Annotated in this window: 20 protein-coding genes; 1 reads left to right on the top strand and 19 read right to left on the bottom strand. The window is 70.5% G+C overall.

Annotated features, from left to right (window positions below; all coding sequences use genetic code 11):
* The 19 genes from VI078_12085 to VI078_11995 all read right to left on the bottom strand — a co-directional run.
* On the bottom strand, window positions 1-1,324 hold a 1,324-nt coding region (locus tag VI078_12085), incomplete at its 3' end, for an MBOAT family protein (GenBank protein HEY6000019.1).
* A 17-nt stretch (window positions 1,325-1,341) separates the two neighbouring features.
* The gene (locus VI078_12080) at window positions 1,342-3,090 is read right to left on the bottom strand and encodes an FAD-dependent oxidoreductase (GenBank protein ID HEY6000018.1); all 1,749 of its coding nucleotides are present in this window, start codon (window positions 3,088-3,090) and stop codon (window positions 1,342-1,344) included.
* A 19-nt stretch (window positions 3,091-3,109) separates the two neighbouring features.
* A complete protein-coding gene (locus tag VI078_12075) occupies window positions 3,110-3,754 on the bottom strand; it encodes a CBS and ACT domain-containing protein (GenBank protein HEY6000017.1) in 645 nt (214 codons plus the stop codon).
* Window positions 3,755-3,765: 11 nt separating this feature from the next.
* Entirely contained in the window at window positions 3,766-4,470 is a 705-nt protein-coding gene (locus VI078_12070; protein ID HEY6000016.1) for an ABC transporter ATP-binding protein, read from the bottom strand.
* An 8-nt stretch (window positions 4,471-4,478) separates the two neighbouring features.
* A complete protein-coding gene (locus tag VI078_12065) occupies window positions 4,479-5,201 on the bottom strand; it encodes an ABC transporter ATP-binding protein (GenBank protein ID HEY6000015.1) in 723 nt (240 codons plus the stop codon).
* Window positions 5,198-6,151 (bottom strand): branched-chain amino acid ABC transporter permease, encoded by a 954-nt coding sequence (locus VI078_12060; GenBank protein HEY6000014.1) that lies wholly within the window; start codon window positions 6,149-6,151, stop codon window positions 5,198-5,200. The genes VI078_12065 and VI078_12060 overlap by 4 nt, the downstream gene beginning before the upstream one ends.
* Complete coding sequence (locus VI078_12055; protein HEY6000013.1) at window positions 6,148-7,077, bottom strand: branched-chain amino acid ABC transporter permease; 930 nt, start codon at window positions 7,075-7,077, stop codon at window positions 6,148-6,150. The genes VI078_12060 and VI078_12055 overlap by 4 nt, the downstream gene beginning before the upstream one ends.
* Window positions 7,078-7,156: 79 nt before the next feature.
* Window positions 7,157-8,341, bottom strand: a complete 1,185-nt coding sequence (locus VI078_12050; protein ID HEY6000012.1) for an ABC transporter substrate-binding protein — start codon at window positions 8,339-8,341, stop codon at window positions 7,157-7,159.
* A 215-nt stretch (window positions 8,342-8,556) separates the two neighbouring features.
* On the bottom strand, window positions 8,557-9,303 hold the full coding sequence (locus tag VI078_12045; GenBank protein HEY6000011.1) for a hypothetical protein: 747 nt from the start codon (window positions 9,301-9,303) through the stop codon (window positions 8,557-8,559).
* Window positions 9,304-9,381: 78 nt separating this feature from the next.
* Window positions 9,382-10,119 (bottom strand): hypothetical protein, encoded by a 738-nt coding sequence (locus VI078_12040; GenBank protein ID HEY6000010.1) that lies wholly within the window; start codon window positions 10,117-10,119, stop codon window positions 9,382-9,384.
* 125 nt (window positions 10,120-10,244) lie between these two features.
* Window positions 10,245-11,009, bottom strand: a complete 765-nt coding sequence (gene trpA, locus VI078_12035; protein HEY6000009.1) for a tryptophan synthase subunit alpha — start codon at window positions 11,007-11,009, stop codon at window positions 10,245-10,247.
* Window positions 10,996-12,237 carry a tryptophan synthase subunit beta gene (gene trpB / locus VI078_12030; protein HEY6000008.1) on the bottom strand — a complete coding sequence of 414 codons (1,242 nt, stop codon included), beginning with the start codon at window positions 12,235-12,237 and terminating at the stop codon, window positions 10,996-10,998. The genes trpA and trpB overlap by 14 nt, the downstream gene beginning before the upstream one ends.
* On the bottom strand, window positions 12,237-12,851 hold the full coding sequence (locus tag VI078_12025; GenBank protein ID HEY6000007.1) for a phosphoribosylanthranilate isomerase: 615 nt from the start codon (window positions 12,849-12,851) through the stop codon (window positions 12,237-12,239). Before VI078_12025 ends, trpB begins: the two co-directional genes overlap by 1 nt.
* Window positions 12,848-13,708: an indole-3-glycerol phosphate synthase TrpC gene (trpC, locus tag VI078_12020; protein ID HEY6000006.1), complete on the bottom strand. Its 861-nt coding sequence runs from the start codon at window positions 13,706-13,708 to the stop codon at window positions 12,848-12,850. The genes VI078_12025 and trpC overlap by 4 nt, the downstream gene beginning before the upstream one ends.
* A 56-nt stretch (window positions 13,709-13,764) precedes the next feature.
* Window positions 13,765-15,354 carry a bifunctional anthranilate synthase component II/anthranilate phosphoribosyltransferase gene (locus tag VI078_12015; GenBank protein HEY6000005.1) on the bottom strand — a complete coding sequence of 530 codons (1,590 nt, stop codon included), beginning with the start codon at window positions 15,352-15,354 and terminating at the stop codon, window positions 13,765-13,767.
* Between the two features lie 12 nt (window positions 15,355-15,366).
* Entirely contained in the window at window positions 15,367-16,836 is a 1,470-nt protein-coding gene (gene trpE / locus VI078_12010) for an anthranilate synthase component I (GenBank protein HEY6000004.1), read from the bottom strand.
* Window positions 16,837-17,299: 463 nt separating this feature from the next.
* Window positions 17,300-17,659, bottom strand: coding sequence for a hypothetical protein (locus VI078_12005; protein HEY6000003.1), 360 nt, complete (start codon window positions 17,657-17,659; stop codon window positions 17,300-17,302).
* 554 nt (window positions 17,660-18,213) lie between these two features.
* Entirely contained in the window at window positions 18,214-18,939 is a 726-nt protein-coding gene (locus tag VI078_12000) for a TerC family protein (GenBank protein HEY6000002.1), read from the bottom strand.
* Window positions 18,940-19,005: 66 nt separating this feature from the next.
* Window positions 19,006-20,376, bottom strand: coding sequence for a M23 family metallopeptidase (locus tag VI078_11995; protein ID HEY6000001.1), 1,371 nt, complete (start codon window positions 20,374-20,376; stop codon window positions 19,006-19,008).
* A 103-nt stretch (window positions 20,377-20,479) separates the two neighbouring features.
* Here VI078_11995 and VI078_11990 point away from each other — a divergent pair.
* A partial coding sequence (locus VI078_11990) for a glycosyltransferase (protein HEY6000000.1) occupies window positions 20,480-20,910 on the top strand: 431 nt, incomplete at its 3' end.

Below are 20,910 nucleotides of genomic sequence, written 5' to 3'. Positions count from 1 at the left end.
CCGCCGGCACCGCCGGCGGCCGGGCCGCGGCGCCGCGCAGCAGCGGGCCGAAGCTCAGGGCGGCCGCGACGGCGAGCATCGCCCACGCGCGGTTCCCGATGAACTCGCCGAGCGGGACAGCCGCCTGCGCCGCTCCGAACGCCGCGGGGTCGAAGAGCCGGCGCCAGTAGGCCAGGGCGTGCGCCAGCGAGGGCGCGCGGAAGAGCACCCACCCGAGAGCCACCAGCAGGAAGGTCAGGGGGACGGCGAGCCAGCGGGGGGGGCGCCGGGCGGAGCGGGCGGCGAGCTTGTCCACCGTCAGGAACAGCCCGTGCCAGCCGCCCCAGGCCACGAAGTTCCAGCTCGCGCCGTGCCAGAAGCCCGAGAGCAGGAAGACGATCCAGAGGTTCACGTACTGCCGCAGCGGCCCGACGCGGTTCCCGCCGAGCGGGATGTAGAGGTACTCGCGCATCCAGGCGGAGAGCGAGATGTGCCAGCGCCGCCAGAAGTCCGTGAAGCTGCGCGCGGTGTACGGGTTGTCGAAGTTCTCGACGAACTCGAAGCCCAGCATGCGCCCGATCCCGAGCGCCATGTCCGAGTACCCCGAGAAGTCGAAGTAGATCTGGAACGTGTAGCAGAGCAGCCCGAGCCACGCGTACTCGCCGGGGAGGTCGGCGAGGCGCGCCCCGAACGCGCCATCCGCCACGGCACCGAGGGGGTTCGCGACGAGCACCTTCTTCGCAAGGCCCTGGCAGAAGCGCACGATGCCCTGCTCGATCCTCCCGGGATCGAGCGTGCGCTTCGCCAGCTGGTCGGCCATCCAGTGGTAGCGCAGTATCGGCCCGGCGATCAGCTGCGGGAACAGCAGGATGTAGAGGAGGTAGTCGCGGAAGGAGCGCGCCGCGTGCACCGCGCCGCGGGAGACGTCGACCAGGTAGCTGATCTTGTGGAAGGTGATGAACGAGATCCCGACCGGGAGCGCGACGTCGGCCCACGCCACCGCGCCCAGGCCCAGCGCGGCAAGCAGCCCGTTGGTCTCGTGGACGAGGAAGTTCGCGTACTTGAAGTAGAGGAAGAAGACGAGGTTGACGGCCACGGCCAGCGCGAGCAGCCGCCTGCGCCGGTGCCCGGGGCCGCCGAGCGAGCGCTCGATCTCGCGGCCGAGCAGGTAGTCGGCGACGCACGAGCCGAGCAGGATGAAGACGAAGCGCGGCGCCCCCCAGGCGTAGAAGACGACGCTCGCGCCGAGCGCGCACCAGTTGCGCCAACGCGCCGGGCAGAGGTAGTAGATGGCGAGAAAAGCAGGCAGGAACCCGGCCAGGAAGACAAATGACGAGAAGACCATCCCGCGCGAAGGACCGGCTACCTGGCGGTCGCGGGCGGCGGCGCCGGGGGGCAGCCCTCCGCCAGCAGGTCGACGCCGAGGCGCTTGAGGAGGTTGTACCCGCCCTCCAGCGCGAACGCCTTCGGGAAGCCGTGGGCGGAGAGCACGACCTGGCTCTCGAAGGAGCGGATCCCCGAGTCGCAGAGCGTCACGATCGTGCGCCCGCGCGGCAGCTCGTCGACGCGCGACGCAACCTGCTCGTAGGGGATGTTGACCCAACGGTCCGGGTAGCGCGCCAGGTACGGCGCGGCCTGCCGCGGCGCGTTCGTGTCGAGGAAGAGCACGTCGGAGGCCGGGTCGCCGAGCAGCTCGAGCGCCTCGCCCACCGTCATGCGCCGGTACAGCCCGTCGAGCAGGTTGCCGGCCGTGTTCCCCAGCGCATTGAGCGTGTCCATCGCGGAGGCGAACGGCGGCGAGTAGGCCAGCTCGAGCGAGCCGATGTCCTCCACGGTCGGCCCGTGGCGCAGCAGCGCCGCCACCGCATCGACCCGCGCCAGCAGCGCGTCGTTCGCCGGGCCCGCCCCCTGGAAGCCGAGCACGCGGCGCGTCGCCCGGTCGACGATGAGCTGCAGGACCAGGATCGCCTTCGCCGGCATGAAGTGCGCGCGGTCGTAGCCGACGACGAGCGCCCGCTCGGCGTCGATGCCCGCGGCCAGCGCCTGCTCCTGCGTCGCCCCGGCCGCCGCGAGCGCCGTGTCGAAGAGCTTGACGATGAAGCTGCCCACGGCGCCGTCGAAGCGCGTCTGGCGCCCGGCGATGCTGTCGGCGATCACGCGCCCCTGGCGGTTGGCCAGCGAGCCGAGCGGCGCGTGCAGCGGCGCGCCGGTGATGAGCGAGCGGACCTCGATGCAGTCGCCACCGGCCCAGATCGCCGGGTCGGACGTGCGCAGCTGCCCGTCCACCGCGATGCCGCCGAGGGGGCCGATGGCGAGGCCCGCCGCCCGGGCGAGAACCGCGTTGGGGCGCACGCCGGTGGCGATGACGACCAGCTCGGCCGGCAGCACGCGCCGGTCGGTCACCACGCGCGCGACCTTCCCGCCCTCGCCCTCGAGGCGCAGCAGCGACTCGCCGGTGTGCACGGCGACCCCCTTGGCGCGCAGCGTCGCCTCGGCGATGCCGGCGATCGTCGCGTCGAAGATCTGCGGCAGCACGTGCCCGAGCCGCTCGACCAGCGTGACCTGCAGGTTCCAGGTCTCGACGAGCCCCTCGACCACCTCGAGCCCGATCGCCCCGCCGCCGACGACGACGGCGTGCCGGATGTCCTCGCCGATGAGCGCCCGCTTGAGATCGAGCGCGTCCTGGAGGCCCTGGACCATGAAGACGTTGCCCAGGTCGCGGCCCGGGACCGGCGGGGCGGCGCCGACGCTCCCGGTCCCGAGGACGAGCGCGTCGTACGCCAGCGTGCGCCGCTCGCCGCTCTCCAGGTCCTGGACCGTCAGCTCCCGCCGCGCCCGGTCGATCGCCAGCGCCCGCGTGCGCGGCAGCACCGTCACCCCCTTGGCCTCGCGGAAGAAGCGCGGGTCGCGCAGGGCGTGGAAGCTCGTGCGCATCAGCTGCGTCTCGTCGGGGACCTCGTCGGCCAGGTAGTAGGGGATGCCGCAGCCGCCATAGGAAATGTGGCGGTCCTGGTCGACGACGGTGATCTCGGCGCCGGCCACCAGCCGCCGAAGCCGGCACGCGACCTTGGGCCCGAGGGCGACCCCGCCGACGATGACGACGCGCAGCATCACGAGCTCCGGCGCCTCCCTAGCCCTTGCGGATGTCGACGCCGGGGTAGGCCGCCTGGAGATCCGCGCGCAGCGCCTCGAAGTCGCCGGCGACACCCGTGCGGATCACCACGCGCCGCGAGCCCTTCGGCACGTTCTCGTAGGAGGAGAGGATGCCGAGCAGGCTGAAGCCGTGGTTGCGGACGCGGTCGGCGACCTCGCGGATGGAGCCCGGCCGGTCGGCCACCGTGACGAAGATCCGGTGGCCGGGGTGGCGCGCGCCCGTGATGTCGACGAGCGCCCGGAAGATGTCGCGGTCCGAGATGATGCCGACGAGCTTCCCCCCCTCGACCACCGGCAGGCAGCCGATGTCCCCCTCGAGCATCACGAGGGCGGCCCCCTCGACCGGCGCGTCCGGGGTGGTCGTCACGAGCTGCCGGCCCATCGCGTCCTTCACGGTCTCCTTGGCCAGCAGGTAGTTGATCTCGTAGACGTCCAGCGTCGTGGCCTTCGACGGCATGAAGGCCTTGATGTCCCGGTCGGAGATCACGCCGACCAGCCGCCCGTCCTTGAGCACCGGCAGGTGCTTGATCCCCCGCTCCCGCATCAGGTGCATCGCGTGCGCGATGCTCTCGTCGGGCCCGACGGTCACCACCTCGCGGGTCATCCAGTCCGCAACGAACATCGCTCTCCCTCCTAGAGCCCCAGGTAGGCGGCCTTTACGTGGGGGTCGTTGAGCAGGTCGCGGCCGGTCCCCTCCATCCCGACCTTCCCGGTCTCGAGCACGTAGGCGCGGTCGGCGATCGCGAGCGTCTGGCGGACGTTCTGCTCGACGATCAGCACGGTCGTCCCCTCCTGCCGGATCCGGCGCACGACGTTGAAGATCTCCTGCACGAGGATCGGCGCGAGCCCGAGCGACGGCTCGTCGAACATCATCAGCTGCGGCAGGCTCATCAGCCCGCGGGCGATGGCGACCATCTGCTGCTCGCCGCCCGAGAGCGTGCCGGCGAGCTGGCGCCGCCGCTCCGCCAGCCGCGGGAAGATCCCGAAGACCTGCTCCTTAGTCTGCTCGCGCTTCCTGCGGGCCTCGCCGCGCAGCGCGCCCATGTCCAGGTTCTCCTCGACGCTCATCTCGACGAAGAGCCGCCGCGCCTCGGGGACGTGGACGATGCCGCGCTCGACGAGGCGGTAGGGCTCGACCGCGGCCAGCGCTGCCCCCTGGTAGAGAATCTCGCCGCGGCGCGGCTTGAGCAGGCCCGAGACCGTCTTGAGCGTCGTCGACTTGCCCGCGCCGTTCGCGCCGATCAGGGCGACGATCTCCCCCCTGCCGACCGAGAACGAGAGGTCCCAGAGCACCTGGACGTCCCCGTAGAAGACGTCGACGCCCCCCACCTCCAGCAGCGGGGCGCTCACTCCGCTCCCTCCCCGAGATAGGCCTTGATGACCTCGGGATTGCTGCCGATCTGTCCCGGCGTCCCCTCGGCGAGCTTCTGGCCGTAGTTGAGCACGACGACCCGGTCGGAAATCGACATGATGACCTTCATGTGGTGCTCGATGATCATGATCGTGATGCCGCGCTCCCTGATCCTGCGGATGATCGCGATCGACTCGTCCAGCTCGTGGGGGTTGAGGCCCGCGCAGGCCTCGTCGAGCAGCAGCAGGTCCGGGCCGGTCGCCAGCGCCCGGGCGATCTCGAGGCGCTTGCGCAGCCCGAGCGGCAGGCTCCGGGACAGCAGGTCGCGCACCTCCCAGAGGCCGGTGAACTCCAGGACCTCCCGGGCCCTGGCATCCGCTTCGGCCCTGTTCTTCGCGCGCAGGAAGGCCGAGGCGACCACGTTGTCGAGCGTGCTCATGCGCTGCAGGGGCTTGACCACCTGGAACGTGCGCGCCATCCCGCGGCGGCAGATCTGGTGCGGCTTGAGGCCGGAGATCCGCTCGCCCTTGAACCGGACCTCGCCGCCCGAGGGGGCGTAGAAGCCGTTGACGACGTTGAACATCGTCGTCTTGCCCGCGCCGTTGGGCCCGATCAGCCCGAGGACCTCCCCCGGCGCGATCGTGAAGCTGACGTCGGTCAGCGCGGCCAGGCCGCCGAAGAACCGCGAGACTCCCCGCACCTCGAGCTGCGCGCTCACGCGGCCCTCCCGGGGCGCAGCAGCCGCCGCAGCTTCGCCGCGTCGCCGACCACCCCGTTCGGCAGGAAGATGATCACGACGATCAGCAGGATGCCGAACACCGTGTGGTGCGCCGAGCCGATCTTCGGGATCGTGCGGATCAGCTCGGCGAGCAGGATCATGATCACGGCGCCGACGATCGGCCCCCAGCGCGTGGCCACGCCCCCGACCATGACGACCATGATCGCCATCACCGAGATGTCGTGCAGCGCGAAGACGACCTTGGGGTCGATGTAGCCCATGTAGTTGGTGTAGAAGGCCCCGGCGAAGCCGGCGAGCACGGCGCTGAGCACGAGCGCGACCGTCTTGTAGAGCGTGGTGTCGATGCCGAGCGACTCGGCCGCGTCCTGGTCCTCGCGGATCGCGACGAAGTAGTAGCCCAGCCGGGAGGAGGCGACGCGCTCGACGAACCAGAAGGTCCCGGCCGCCAGCGCCAGGATGATGTAGTAGTACCAGGTCTTCTCGACCCAGGTGCGCTCGCGGATCATGATGCCGAGGTCGCCGCCCGTGAACCCGGTCAGGTTCTCGGCGACGACGCGCAGGATCACGCCGACGGCGATCGTCGCCAGCGCGAAGAACGGGCCGCGCAGGCGCAGGCAGATGAAGCCGATGACGAGGGCGGCCAGACCGACGACCGGGATCGTGGCCCCGATCCCCCACCAGGCCGAGATGCCGAGCTTCGTGTAGAGCAGGCCGGCGGTGTAGGCCCCGATCCCGAAGAACGCGGCGTGGCCGAAGGAGACCTGCCCGCAGTAGCCGGAGAGGAGGTTCCAGGACATGCCGATCACGGACCACATCACGACGAGGATGAAGTTGTGGAGCCAGTAGTTGGCGTTGACCCCGGGCACGAGCGAGATCGCCGGCACCGCGGCCAGGAGCGCGAGCACGAGCGGGGGGAGGCGGCTCTTCACTTGCCGAGCTTCCTGCGGCGCAGCAGCGAGGCGACGCCGCCGGGGATGAAGATCAGCACGGCGATGAAGATCAGGAACCTGCCGACCGGCGCCCAGCCCATCCCGACGTAGGTCGCGGTCAGGGACTCGAAGACCCCGAGGATCAGCCCGCCGAGGATCGCCCCGAAGGTCGAGCCCAGCCCCCCGATGATCGTGATGACGAAGCCGGTGAGGGTGAACTGGCCGCCGACGTCCGGGTAGAGGTAGTAGATCGGGAGGAAGAGGCAGCCGGCGGCGCCGACGAGCGCCGAGCCGAGCCCGAAGGTCACGACGCGCATGCGCTCGACGTTCACGCCCATCAGCAGCGCCGCGTCCCGGTCCTGGGCCGTCGCGCGGATCGACTTGCCGGTGTCCGTGCGCGCGAGGAAGAACCAGAGCCCCGCCGTGATCCCCACGGCGAAGAGAAAGGAGACCGTCCAGGGGAACGACAGGGAGAGCTCGATGGGCGCCGCGCGCCAGTAGTCCGAGAGGTACCAGGCCTTCGTCGCGTAATCCACGGGGGTCGTCCGGTAGTCCGACTGGAAGATGATCGTCGCGAGGTTCGCGAGCACCATGCCGATCCCGACGGTGAGGATGACCTGGTTCTCCGGGAGGATCGCGTCGACCTTGAGCACCGGGTTGATCAGGAATTTCTGCAGCGCCATCCCGAGGACGAAGAGCAGCGGGGCGGCGACGAGAATGGAGAGGTAGGGGTCGACGTGGGCCCGGGAGAACAGGACGTAGGCCACGTACATCCCGACCATCATCAACTCCCCGTGGGCGAGGTTGATGATCTTCATCACGCCCATGATGATCGTCATGCCGAGCCCGATCAGGGCGTAGAGGCCCCCGAGCAGCAGGCCCGAGATCAGGGTCTGCAGCAGAACCTCGACCTGCGGCGCGGTCACCGCGTCGCTCCCGGGACGCCCCGCCCGCCCAGCCCGTCCGCCCGGGGGCGGCCCCGGGAGGCGCAGGGGTGCCGGCGCGCTACTTGCGGTCCCGCCATGCGGGAGTGGGGTAGATGTACGGCTTGCTCGCGTGGACCTTCGGCCAGACCGTCTCGAACCGCCCCCCCTGGATCTGGATCGCCAGGGTCTCGACGAAGTTCTGGTTCTGGTAGCCCTCCTTGTCCTCGAACTTCACCGGGCCGAACGCCGTCTCGAGACTCACGGCCTTGAGCCCGTCGCGAATCCCGTCCGGCGTCCAGTCCTTGGCGGCGGTCATCGCGGCCTTGAGCACGTAGAGGGCGGCGTAGGCCGAGGCCCCGTGGTACGAGGGGTAGTCCTGGTACTTCGCCTTGTACTTCTCGGCGAATTCCTTCGCGCCCTTGTACTTGACGTCCGGGGTCCAGAGCGTCGCGCTGATGACGTACTCCGCGGCGTCCTTGGCGTTGACGATGAACTCGGGGATCGCGAAGCCGGCGGCGCCGCCGGCGAAGAGCTTCGCGTCGAGGCGCAGCTCCTTGATCTGCTTCATGAGCAGCGAGGCGTCCATGACGTAGGAGACCATGTAGACGACGTCCGGCGAGAGCGACTTGACCTTGGAGAGGATCGGCTTGAAGTCCGGGGCGCCGGCCTCGTACTTCTCCTTGAGCAGGACCTCGATGCCGTTCTTCTTCGCGTCGTTCTCCATCGCGTCGGCGCCGGAGGTGCCGAACGCGGTGCTCTCGTAGAGGATCGCGATGGTCTTCGGCCTGGCGACCTCGCCCAGGAAGTTCACCAGGGCGTCGGCGTAGTGCGCGTTCACCTGGTTCTGGCGGAAGACGTACCGGTAGTTCTGCCTGGTGATCGCGTCGTCGGCGCTCGCGACGACCAGGTACGGGGTCTTGCGCTCCTCGGCCACCGCGGCGACGGCCTTCGCGCAGGCCGAGGTGTACTCGCCGACGACCACCGGCTGCTTGCCCTCGATGAGCTTCTCGACGATCGACCGGGCGATCTCCGGCTTGCCGGTGGAGTCCTCGAAACCGAGCACCAGCTTCGCGCCCTTGATGCCTCCGGCGGCGTTGATCTCCTCGGCGGCCATTTCGTAGGACTTCTTCATGATCTCGCCGAAATTCGCGGTCTTCCCGGTGAGCGGCAGCGGGACGACGAGCTTGAACTCCGCGGCCGCCGCGGCGAACGGCAGCGCGACGGCGAGGGCCAGGACGGACAGCAGAACGCAGGTCTTCCTCATGCTCGTTCCCCCTCCTCGGTGGTGGTGCCATGACAGACCCGTGGTCGGATGCCGCTGCGAGAACCGCCGTCTCCGAGTCCGTAAGTCGGCATTCTCAAAGCGTTCATCGCAGGGGCAAGGAATACCCCGGCCGGCCGGGACTGTCAAGGGAAACCCCGCGCGCACGCGGCGGGGCGGGCGGGACGTGCGCGTCCCGCCCGCGGGGAACTTTCAGTCTACTTCGTGAGGCTGAAGGAGTATTGCGCGCCGGCGTGGACGGTGAACTTCGAATCGAACCCACCGTCGCTCAGGTCGGCGTTGTTGATGAACCCGCCCTGGATGGCGAGGTTCTCCCGCGGCCAGAAGCGCGCGCCGACCCAGAGGTCGGAGTCGGCGTCCTCGCCGTCGAGGTCGGAGTTGGTCGAGTTGAACTCCGCCCCGAGGGCGAGCTTCGGCGTGATCTGCGCCAGGAAGTTGGCGAAGAACCGGATGCCCGAGTCGCCCCTGTCGCCGCTCTGGATCTCGTAGGAGAACCCGGCCGACGGGGTGAACGTGAAACGGGTCTCCCAGGTGTAGCTGAGCACGCCGTAGACCTTGGTCGTGCCGACGTCGATGCCCCCATCCGCGCTGTAGGACTGGTAGTTCACGCCCGCGGCGAGCGCCAGCGCCTCGTCCATCCCGGCGGGAATCTGGTACTTGGCGTTGACCCCCCAGAGGGTGGGGCTCCCCGTGGTGTCCTCGTACCAGTAGTTCGCGCCGACCTCGAGGCCCTCGATGAGCCCGATCTCCGCGCGCATGGGCACGAAGAGGTCCGACGAGGCGAAGAGGTCGCCGCCCACCGCCAGGCCCAGGGGCGGCAGCGTCATGGCCACAGGCGTGCGGGCGACGCCGGTCTCGCCGGTGAGGCTGAGCCCGGCGCCCTGCGCGGGGCCGGCAGTCGCCAGCGCGACCGCGGCGATCGCGAGAAGCAGCTTCTTCTTCATCGTGCTACCACCTTTCTCCGGCGTTCGCGCCGGCTCTCGATCGACCCGGGGACTTCCATCGCTCCGCGGGCGGCCCCGCTACCGCGCGAAGGTGAAGACGTACTGCACGCCGGCGTGGAAGACGAAGCCCTGATCGCCACCGCCGCCGACGTTGGCCATGTTCATCGCCCCGGCCTGGACGGCGAGGTTCTCCCGTGGCGAGAAGCGCGCGCCGAACCACAGCTGCTGGTCGGCGCCCTGCCCGTCGAGGTCCTCGTTCGCCAGGACGAACTCCGCGCCGACCTCGAGCGCCGGCACCGGCTTCACGAGGACGCTGGCGAAGACGCGCGCGCCGAACTCGTCCCACTCGCCGCCCTGGATCTCGTACGAGACGCCGGCGGACGGGATGAGCGTGATCCCCCGCTGCCAGGTGTAGGAGAGCACCCCGTAGGCCTTCGCCGACGCCGCGGAGAAGCCGGCGTCGCCGCTGAAGGACTGGTAGCCGACGCCTGCGGCGACGTTGAGGTTCTCGACGAGTTCCAGGGGCGTCGCGAACTTGGCGTTCACACCGAGCCCGTAGAGGCCGTTGTCCGCGCCGGTGTACCAGTAGTTCGCGCCGAGCTCGACGCCCTCGATCAGGCCCAGCTCCGCGCGCACCGGCACAAAGGTGTCCGTCGAGGCGACGTAGTCCGCCGCGACCGTCACGGTCCCGGGGGCGGCGGTGATGGCGAGCGGCGAGCGGCCGAGGCCGGTCTCGCCCGTGAAGCTGAGCCCGGCGGCCCGGGCCGGGGCCGCCGCCAGCACGAGGGCGGCACATCCGAGGAGGAACCGCTTCATCACGTTGCTGCCACCTTTCTCCGGTTGCCGCGCCGGCCCGAAGCCGCACGCGGGGACGGATCCGATGACAGATACTCCCGCCGGCGGGGACCTGTCAAGGGGAGCCCGGAGCCGGCGCCCCGGCTCTAGCGCAGACCCTCGAGGAACGGCCGGACGGCCTCGGGGCCGCGCTCGTCCACGATACGGATCGTCTCCGAGCCGATGACCGCGATGTCCGCCGCGCCGACCAGGTGTGCGACGTCGTCGCGGCCGCGGATGCCGAAGCCGACGGCCAGCGGCAGGTCGGTGGCCGCCCGGCACCGCCCCAGGTAGGCGTCGAGCTCCGCGCCAAACGTGGTCTCCGCGCCGGTGACGCCGCGGCGCGCGACGCAGTAGACGAAGCCGTCGGCCACGCTCTCGATCTCGTGCATCCGCGCGTCCGTGCTCGTCGGCGCGAAGATCATGATCGGGTCGATCCCGGCGCGGCGCGCGGCGCGGTAGAAGTCCGCGCCCTCCTCGAGCGGCAGATCGGGGACGATCAGGCCCCGGATGCGCGCGCGGCGGGCGCGCTCGAGGAACGCCTCCTCTCCGAAGCGAAAGACGATGTTGTAGTAGGTCATGATCAGGAACGAGACCTTCGGGTGCCCGGCGGCCGCCTGCGCGGCGAACTCGAGGCAGGCGGCCACGCTGGTGCCGCGCGCGAGCGACTCCTGGCAGGCGCGCGCGATGACCGGGCCGTCGGCCACGGGCTCCGAGAACGGGATCTGCAGTTCGACCAGCTCCACACCCGCGGCGGCCATCTGGGCAATCACCTGCCGGTTGGCCTCGAACGAGGGATAGCCGAGCACGAGGTGCGTCATCAGCGCGATGTCGCGCCGCTGGAGCGCTTCGTGGACCTTATTCTGCAGCATACGCGGCTCCCTTCTCGCGGATGAAGCGCTTCCACGACGGGTCGTCGAAGGCGTGCGCGATGGTGAAGATGTCCTTGTCGCCGCGGCCGGACATGTTGACGACGACGCACTCCTCCGGCGCCAGGCTCCCCGCCTCCTTGAAGGCCTGCACGAAGGCGTGCGCCGACTCGAGCGCGGGGATGATCCCCTCGCGCTTCATGGTCAGATCCAGCGCCGCGAGCACCTCGGCGTCGGTGGCCGCCTCCATCCGGACGCGGCCGGCGCCCGCGAGGTCGGCGATGATCGGCGAGACGCCGACGTAGTCGAGCCCCGCCGCCACCGAGTGCGTATCCAGCATCTGGCCGTCGGCGTTCTGGAGAAAGAGGGTCTTGTACCCCTGCGCCACCCCCGGCGAGCCGTGGCCGCCGGCGACGCGCGCCGCGTGCATCCCGGTCGCCAACCCCTTGCCGCCGGCCTCGACGCCCACGAGCTGCACCTGCGGGTCGCCGAGGAAGCCCTGGAAGATGCCCATGGCGTTGGAGCCGCCGCCGACGCAGGCGTAGACCCTTGCTGGGAGCCGGCCGGCCTGCGCGAGGACCTGCCCGCGCGCCTCGCGCCCGATGATCGACTGGAACCACGCGACCATCGCCGGGAAGGGGTGCGGGCCGCAGACCGTGCCCATGACGTAGTGCGTGTCGTCCATGCGCCCGACCCAGTCGCGGAAGGCCTCGTTGATCGCGTCCTTGAGCGTGCGCGCCCCGGCGGTCACCGGCACGACCTCGGCGCCGAGCTTCTCCATCCAGAAGACGTTGGGACGCTGGCGCTCGACGTCCTCGGCGCCCATGTAGATCGTGCAGCCGTAGCCGAACTTCGCGGCCATCGTGGCGGTGGCGACCCCGTGCTGGCCGGCGCCGGTCTCGGCGATCACGCGCGTCTTGCCCATGCGCCGCACGAGCAGCCCCTGGCCCATGACGTTGTTCGCCTTGTGCGCGCCGGTGTGGTTGAGGTCCTCGCGCTTGACGAAGATGCGCGCGCCGCCGAAGTGCCGCGTCAGGTTCTCGCAATAGGTCAGCGGCGTCGGCCGGCAGGAGTAGGTCGCCATGAGCCGGACGTACTCCTGCCAGAAGGATGGGTCGGCCTGCGCCGCCGCGAACGCGGCATTCAGCTCCTGGAACGTCTCGTGCAGCACCTCGGGGATGAAGGCCCCGCCCCACGTGCCGTAGTAGCCTGGTCTCGCCTGTCCGCTCATCACGCTCCGTAGCCCCCCTGCCTGGCGTTTCGCACGAACTCCCGCACCCGCGCATGGTCCTTGATCCCGGGCGCCGACTCCACGCCGCGGGCCACGTCCACACCGAAGGGCCGGAACTCCGCGACCACCCCGCCGACGGTCGCCGGGTCCAGCCCGCCCGCGAGGAACACCGGCCGGGGCAGGCGCACCGCGGCGCGCGCGACCTCCGGCGGCAGCGCCCCGGCGTCGCCCTTGGGCAGGTCGACGAGGAAGAACGCCGCGACCTCGACGAAGGCGGCGGCGATCTCCAGGTCGGCCGCCGTGCGCGCCGGCAACGCCCGGATCACCGGCAGCTCGAAGAGCCGGCAGAAGCCCGGCGTCTCCCTGCCGTGGAACTGGAGGTAGTCCGGCCGCACCTGGGCGAGGACCGCCTCCACGTTGGCCACCGATTGATCCCGGAAGACGGCCACGGTGCGCACGCCCCGGGGCAGGCGGTCCCAGAAGCCGCGCGCCGCCGCCGGGTCGAGGCGGCGCGGGCCGGCCGCGAAGACGAACCCGAGGAAGTCCGCGCCCGCCTCGGCCGCCGCGACCGCGTCGGCCAGGTTGGTCAGGCCGCAGATCTTCACCTTCGTCACTGCCGGTAACGCTCCGGGTCGCGCAGCCGCTTCTCGAACTCCGCGGCCAGGAAGGGGTTCTCCTTCGTGCCGAGCAGCTCGTGGACCTTCGCCTCGGGGTTGTCGGCCCGCATGATCGCCTCGCCGATGAGCACGGCGTCGACGCCCGCCGCCGCCAGCCGCTCGAGGTCGGCGCGCGTGCGCTGCCCGCTTTCGCTGACGACGATCGTCCCCGCCGGCACCAGCGGCCGCAGCGCGTACGTCGTCTCCACGTCGACCTGCAGCGTCTTGAGGTTGCGGTTGTTGATCCCGACGATCCCCGCCCCGGCGGCGAGCGCCCGCTGCAGCTCGGCGCCGTCGTGCACCTCGACGAGCGCCGAGAGCCCGAGCGCCGCCGCCTCGCGCAGCATGGCCGCCAGCTCCGTGTCCGTGAGCATGGCGACGATGAGCAGCGCCGCCGCGGCCCCGGCGGCCCGCGCCTCGAGGAGCTGGTAGGGGTCGACGAGGAAGTCCTTGCGCATCACCGGGACCGGCACGCCGGCGGCCACCCGCGCCAGATCGTCGCGCGAGCCGCCGAAGAAGCGCTCCTCGGTGAGCACCGAGATCGCCGCCGCACCGCCGCCCGCCATGGCCCGCGCGAAGAAGAGCGGGTCGCCCTCGCGGATCGAGCCTGCCGACGGCGAGGCCTTCTTCACCTCGGCGATCAGGCGCACCGGGTCGCCTGGCCCGCGCCGCAGCGCCGCGGCGAAGTCCTTCGGCGCCGGCCGCCGGCTGATCAGGGCGGCGAGCGCGGCGGTCGACCGCCGCGCCTTCGCCTCGCGCACGCGCTGCTCCTGCAGCGGGCGCATCTTCGTGAGGAAGCTCGTGGGCTCGTTCACCGTTGCCGTCCCTTCGTCCGGGGACAAATTTGAAATCTGTCCCCTTTTCGTTCCCGTTACTTGGACTTCGTCAGCTTCACGAGCTTGTCCAGCTTCTTGAGCGCCGCGCCCGAGTCCACGCTCTTGGCCGCCTTCGCCAGCCCCTCCTTGAGGTCCTTCGCCGCGCCGGCCACCACGAGCACGGCCGCCGCGTTGAGCAGCACCACATCGCGGGTCGGCCCCTTCGCGCCGCCGAGCACCGCGCGCAGCCACGCCGCGTTCTCCGCGGCCGTGCCGCCCACGAGGTCCTTCGGCTCGCACGGCTCGAGACCGAGCTGCACCGGATCGATGTAGAAGGTCTTCACCTTCCCGTCCTTGAACGCCGAGACCTTGGTCTTCGCGGTCAGCGTGATCTCGTCCAGGCCGTCCAGACCATGCACCACCCAGGCCGACTGCGAGCCGAGCTCGCCGAGCACCGCCGCCATCTTCTCGGTCAGGTCGGCATCGTAGACCCCGGTCACCTGCGCCTGCGCGCCGGCGGGGTTCGTGAGCGGCCCGAGGATGTTGAAGACCGTCCGGATGCCGATCTCGCGGCGCGGCGCGAGCGCGTGCTTCATCGCCGGGTGGAACAGCGGCGCGAAGAAGAAGGCGATGCCGTTCTCCTTGAGCGCCTTCTCCACCGTCGACACCGGCGCCATGATGTTCACGCCCGCCGCCGCGAGCACGTCGGCGGCGCCGCACTGCGAGGAAACCGAGCGGTTGCCGTGCTTGGCGACGCGCACGCCCGCGCCGGCCGCGACGAACGCCGCCGCGGTCGAGATGTTGAACGAGCGCGACTTGTCGCCGCCGGTGCCGACGACGTCCACGAGCAGGCCGCCCGGCGCCGCGATCCTGGTGACCTTGCGGCGCATCGCCCGCGCAAACCCGGCGATCTCGTCGACCGTCTCGCCCTTGAGCCGCAGGCCGGTGACCAGGGCCGAGATCTGCGCCGGCGTCGCCTCGCCCTCCATGATCAGGCGCATCATCTCCTCGGCCTCCTTCTGCGAGAGGCTCTTGCCGGAGATGACCTGGTCGATCCCCTCCTTGACCCGCATCCCCGACTCCTCGCCGGTGATGAAGTTGTAGAGGATGCGCCGGCCGGCGGGGGTCAGCACCGACTCGGGGTGGAACTGCACGCCCTCGACGCGCAGCGAGCGGTGGCGCACCGCCATGATCTCCCCCTCCTCGCTGCGCGCGGAGACCTCGAGGCAGGCGGGGACGCTCGCCGGGTCGATGACGAGCGAGTGGTAGCGGCCGACCTCGAGCGGGGACTCCAGCCCCGAGAAGATCGTGCGCCCGTCGTGGCGCACCATCGAGGTCTTGCCGTGCATCAGGCGCTGCGCGCGCACGATGCGCCCGCCGTAGGCCTGGCCGATGCACTGCATCCCGAGGCAGACGCCGAGGATCGGGACCTTCCCGCCCAGCTCGCGGATCACCTCCAGCGAGATGCCGGCCTGGTCCGGGTCGCCGGGGCCAGGCGAGATCACGATCGCCTCCGGCTTGAGCTTGCGGATGGCGTCGAGCCCGAGCGCGTCGTTGCGGTAGACGGTGACCTCGCGCCCCAGTTCCTGGAGGTACTGCGCGAGGTTGTAGGTGAACGAATCGTAGTTGTCGATCAGCAGGATCATCGCCGTGTCTCCTTACGCGCCCTGCGCCATCTCGACGGCGCGCACCAGCGCGCGGGCCTTGTGCTTGCACTCCTGGTACTCGCGCTCGGCCACCGAGTCCGCGACGATGCCGGCGCCGGTCTGGATGTAGGCGCGGCCCTCCTTGGCGAGGATCGTGCGGATCGTGATCGCCGAGTCGAAGTTCCCCGAGTAGTCGAAGTAGCCGACCATCCCCGCGTACGGGCCGCGGCGCTGCGGCTCGAGCTCCTCGATGATCTCCATCGCGCGGATTTTCGGCGCGCCGCTGACGGTGCCCGCGGGGAACGTGGCGCGCACGAGATCGAGCGCGGTCGTCCCGGCCTTGAGCTGCCCGGTGACCGTCGAGACCAGGTGCATGACGTGCGAGTAGCGGTCGACGTTCATGTAGTCGGCGACCTTGATGCTGCCCGGCACGCAGACCCGGCCGAGGTCGTTGCGCCCGAGGTCGACGAGCATGACGTGCTCGGCCTTCTCCTTCTCGTCGCCGCGCAACTCGCGCTCGAGGTGGCGGTCCTCCTCGGGCGAGGCGCCGCGCGGGCGCGTCCCCGCGATCGGCCGCACGGTGGCCTCCATGCCGACCTTCTTCACCATCAGCTCCGGGGAGGCGCCGACGAGCGCGAAGTCGCCGAAGTTCAGGTAGAACATGTACGGCGAGGGGTTGAGCACGCGCAAGCCGCGGTACAGCGCGAAGGGGTCGGTGTAGAGCGGCGCCTCGAAGCGCAGCGAGAGCACCGCCTGGAGGATGTCGCCGGCGCGGATGTGCTCCTTGGCCGCCTCGACCATCTTCTCGAAGCGCGGCTGCGAGACCTTGCTCTTGAAGCCGCGCTGCTCCGAGCCGCCGAGGTAGGAGACCGCGTCCTGGGGCAGCGGCTTCTTCAGCGCCTCGATCACCGACTGGATCGCGAGCACCGCCTTCGTGTAGGCCGCGTCCGGCTTCCCGGCGACGTGCGCGAGCGCGATGATCGTGATCTTGTTGGTGTAGCGGTCGAACGCCAGCAGCGTGTCCGTGAGCATGAAGCAGGCGTCCGGCAGCTCCAGGTCGTCCTTGAGCCGCGAGGGCAGCCGCTCGAACCACCGCACCGCGTCATAGGAGAGGAAGCCGACCGCGCCGCCCGCGAACGGCGGCAGCCCTTCGGCCGGCACCACGCGGTAGCGCGCCAGCTCATCCTGGAGCAGGGCCAGCGGGTCGCCCGTCTCGTTCCCGTCCCACTCGCCGTCGCGCAGGAACTCGGCCCGCTTGCCCTTGGCGCGGAAGACCGTGCGCGGCCCCGTGCCGAGGAAGGAGTAGCGGCCGGAGCCGCCCCCGCCCTCGACGCTCTCGAGCAGGAAGCTGTACGGGCCGCCGCCGAGCTTGAGGAACGCCGAGACCGGCGTCTCGAGGTCGGCCATGATCTCGGCCGTGACCGGGATCAGGTTCCCCTCCTTGCACTTCTTCCTGAAGACTTCCTTCGAAGGTGTGAACATCGCTCCTCGCTTTCCCCGGCGCCTTCCGCCTTACCCTCTCCTGCCTGTCCTTACCCCCCTTTCGCAAAGGGGGGGGCAGGGGAGATTTCCCGCTCTCACCCCGACCCCGCAGCCTCAGGCACCGGAAAACAGAACAGCCACGGGATCGGCCTCGTTCCCCGGCCTTCCCGTGGCTGCTGACGTCGCTGTGTGTCTTGTTCGCGCTCGCCGTCTGTGCTCAGTCCGCGGGCAGACCGGGGCTGCGCCAGCACCACCAGAGCGCTCCCGTCGCCGCCTGCAGACGATTCATGACCGATGTTCTTACTCCAGATTGGCGGCGCTTGTCAACTGGCCGCCGGTCCTTGCCCTTGCCTTGGCGACAGCGAGGCTGCGGTCATTTTGATCCGCCCGTGCCAGCGCCTCAACGCCGCCGAACTCGGTCCGCGGCGAATTGGCCCCGGCAAACCCGAGCGCGGCCGCAAAGTCATAGTTGCGCAGCGCCTCGCTGACCTGACCCTGTCGGGCGTACAACTCGCCCAGATTGAAGTAGACCCGTGCATAGCTTGGTCCATCCGCCCTTCGTCTGCGCAATGAGTGTCGTGACCGCGGAGACGGCGGCCAGCGCGAACAGGGGGATCTTCTCGGTCACGAGGGCCGCGGCGGCACCCGGCCTCGTGAGCCTGCCCAGCCGCCAGTAGTCGAGGAGCAGCAGGACGAACGGGAGCGTCACGGCCATCGGCTTCGCGAGCAGCCCGAGGCCGAAGACGACGCCCAGGGCGACATAGGCCGCCCCGGACGGCCGGCGCGCGAACCGGGCATACGCGATGAGCGCGAGGACGAACAAGAGGCCGGAGAGTACGTCCTTGCGCTCCGACGCCCAGGCCGCGGAAGAGGACGACCAGCAGTACGGCCGTCAGCGAATGAATGCCGAGGCTGACCAGGTGGTGACCGGCAGGTTGCACCCCAAAGAGCGTGGCATCGGTCGTGTGAGACAACCACGTCAACGGATGCCAGTTGCCGGCGTGAAGGGTCGTGAATGCCCAGCGAATGCCGACCATGCGCAGACCGTCGGCCACCCGCGAGTTCCGCAGAATGTACGCTGGGTCGCCGAGGCTGACGAAGCCGTTCTCCCACACGGGCGCGTAGGCTAGGACCGTCATGACGACCGGGAGGAGCGCTATCGACGGGAGTGCGGATCCCGCCCCGCCGCAGCGAGATGAAGCTCGTAGAAGCCTCAACGCGCCCCGGCCAGACCCGTGCGTGATGTTCTGGGAGTCGCCCACGGATCGATTCGCCTTCGCATCGCCGACTGCACGCTGCCACCTTCAACCGCGAAACACCATACCTCCGCGTCGCGCCGGAGGGCGCTTACCGCCCGCGGGGGGAGTAGATCGGAGGCTACTCCGCCGGCTGCGGCGCCGGGTGCCGGCGCACGCGCATGTTCAGCAGCTCCACGCCGAGCGAGAAGGCCATCGCGAAATAGATGTAGCCCTTGTTGACGTGCTGCCCCGACCCCTCGGCCACGAGCATCACGCCGATGAGCAGCAGGAACGACAGGGCGAGCATCTTGAGCGTCGGGTGGCGCTCGATGAGGCGGCAGACCGCGTCGGCGAAGACGAGCATCACGCCGACGGCGGCGACCACCGCCGCGATCATCACCGCGAGGTGGCGCGCCATCCCGACGGCGGCGAGCACCGAGTCGAGCGAGAAGATGATGTCTAGGGCGACGATCTGCGCGATCGCCGAGCCGAAGGACGAGACCTTGGCGGTCGCCGGCCCATGCGGCTCCGGGACTTCGAGCTTGTCGTGGATCTCCCACGTGGCCTTCGCGATCAGGAACAGCCCTCCGACGAGCAGGATCAGGTCGCGTCCCGAGACCGGGTGCCCGAGGACGGCGAAGAGGGGCGTCGTCAGGCGCATGATCCAGGTGAGCGTCAGGAGCAGGAGGATGCGCATGAGCATGGCGAGGAAGAGGCCGATGCGCCGCGCCTTGCCCTGCTGCGCGGCCGGGAGCTTGCCGGTGAGGATGGCGAGGAAGACGATGTTGTCGATGCCGAGGACGATTTCCATGCCCGTGAGGGTGACCAGGGCGAGGAGGTTCTCGAGGGTCAGCAGGTCAGTCATGTCTCCGTCCCGGGGAAATCCCCCTCGATCCCCCTTTGCCAAAGGGGGAGGAATACGCGATCACCGTCACTTCGTCGCGGCCTGCGTGGCGGGCGCGGGCGGCGGGCCGCCGAAGAGCGCGAGCTTGTTCGCGACGTTGTCGGCGATCCAGTGGGCGTCGTACCACTCCTCCGGGTTGACGAAGGTGCCGCTGACGAGCATCGCGAAGTGCAGGTGGTCGCCGCCGGCCATCCCGGTCATCCCGCTCGCCCCGATGCGCTCGCCGCGCGCGACCCGCTGCCCCTTCTGCACCGCGATGCCGCTGAGGTGCCCGTAGAGCGAGAAGATCCCCTGCCCGTGGTCGATGATCACGGCCTGGCCGTAAATGCCCAGATCGCCGGTGAAGGCGACGATTCCCGCGTTGGCGGCGGGCACCGGCGCCCCGGCCGTGGAGGCGAGGTCGAGCCCGAGGTGCGTCTGGCGGTCGATGACCTGCCCCGCGTGCACGTACGTCCGCCCCTCGGCCCACCCGGCCATGTTCTTGGTGTTGGGCATCTGCAGGAACGGCCCGTCCCAGAGGCGCTCGGCGGCACCGGAGGCGGTCAGCTCGCGGATGCGGGCGTGGTCGCGGGTGCGCCAGTCGCGGTTGACGACCAGGAACGCCGCGACCGGGTCCGCCGGCAGCGACGCGTCCGCGGCGCGGAACTCGGGGATCTTGGCCGCGAGGAAGCGGTCGGAGATGTCGATGGTGTCTGAGCGGAAAACCTTCTCGAGCAGGCGCGCCGAGACTGCCCGGCGCACCTCGTTGCCGCCGGCGTCCGCGGCGAGCAACACAACGGGGACGGCCGCGGGCGCGTCCCAGGGGATGGCGAAGTACGCCACGTACGCCCCCTGCTCGCCCGACGCCTCCGGGTAGCCGGGGAAGAAGCGGTCGCCGACGAGGACGCCCGTGCGGCCGGCGGCCTCGCTCAGGCGATAGACAACGACGCCAACGCCGCTGCGCTTGACGTTGTACTGCGTGCTCAGCACGTCGAGGCGGGGCGGCTGGGTGTCCACCGTCACCGCGACCTCGCGGAAAACGCTGTTGCCCTTGAAGCCCTTGAGCGAGTGGTCCTGCGCCGCCACGACGAGCGTCGCTGCGCCGTCGGCGAGGCCGAGCGCCTTCGGGCCGAGCGTGACGGTCGCCTCGCGGCGGTGCGTGCCGCGGGAGGGGAAGTCCTCGGAGAACAGTGGGATCGTCTTCTCGCCCTGGCGGACCCAGGCGCGCACCTGGCGCAGGCCGCTCTTGCGGTCCTCGGCGGCGAACGACCACGTCGCGGACTTGCCGATGGCGTGCAACTCCTGCGGGAAGGTGATCGCCGGCGGCTCCCCCTCCATGCGCAGGGCGAGCCAGACCCCGCCCCCGGCGAGGGCGAGGACGGCGACGATGGCGAGTGCGGGCTTCGTGTTGATGATCATGCTCCTCCGACCCCTTGGTGATGGAAAGGTGTGGCGGATTGTAGGAGTGCCCGAGACGGCGTGTCAAGGAAAGGGGGCCCAGGCTGCTACAATCCACCTCCGCATGACGCGCATCCTGTACCTCGCCGACCCCGGCGCTTCCGTCGACGCGCCGCTCTCGCTGCCGCGCCTGCTGCGCCACATCGACCGCACACGCTTCGAGCCGTCCGTCCTTCTCATCGGCGCGGACGGGGGCGCGACGGCGGCCGTCCGCGCGCTCGGCGTCGACGTCCTCTCCCTCGAGGCCGGCGAGGAGAGCGGCGCGCTGGCGGCGCTCCAGCTCGCGCTCGACGCGCGGCGCCTCCCCGCGCAGCTGGGCGGGCGGCGCTTCGATCTCCTGCACGCGCGCGGCCCGGCCGCCGACTTGCTCGCGCGCTCGGCGGCACCGCGCCTGGGGGCGCGGGCGGTCGTGACCACGTTCGACGGCGCTCCCGCGCGGGACGACCGCTGGCTGCTGCGCGCCGAGCGCCGCACGTGCGGCCGCGTCGCGCGCTT

Source organism: bacterium (genome assembly GCA_036524115.1).
Classification (GTDB): domain Bacteria; phylum JAUVQV01; class JAUVQV01; order JAUVQV01; family DATDCY01; genus DATDCY01.
This window is presented reverse-complemented; position numbering and strand designations above follow the sequence as displayed.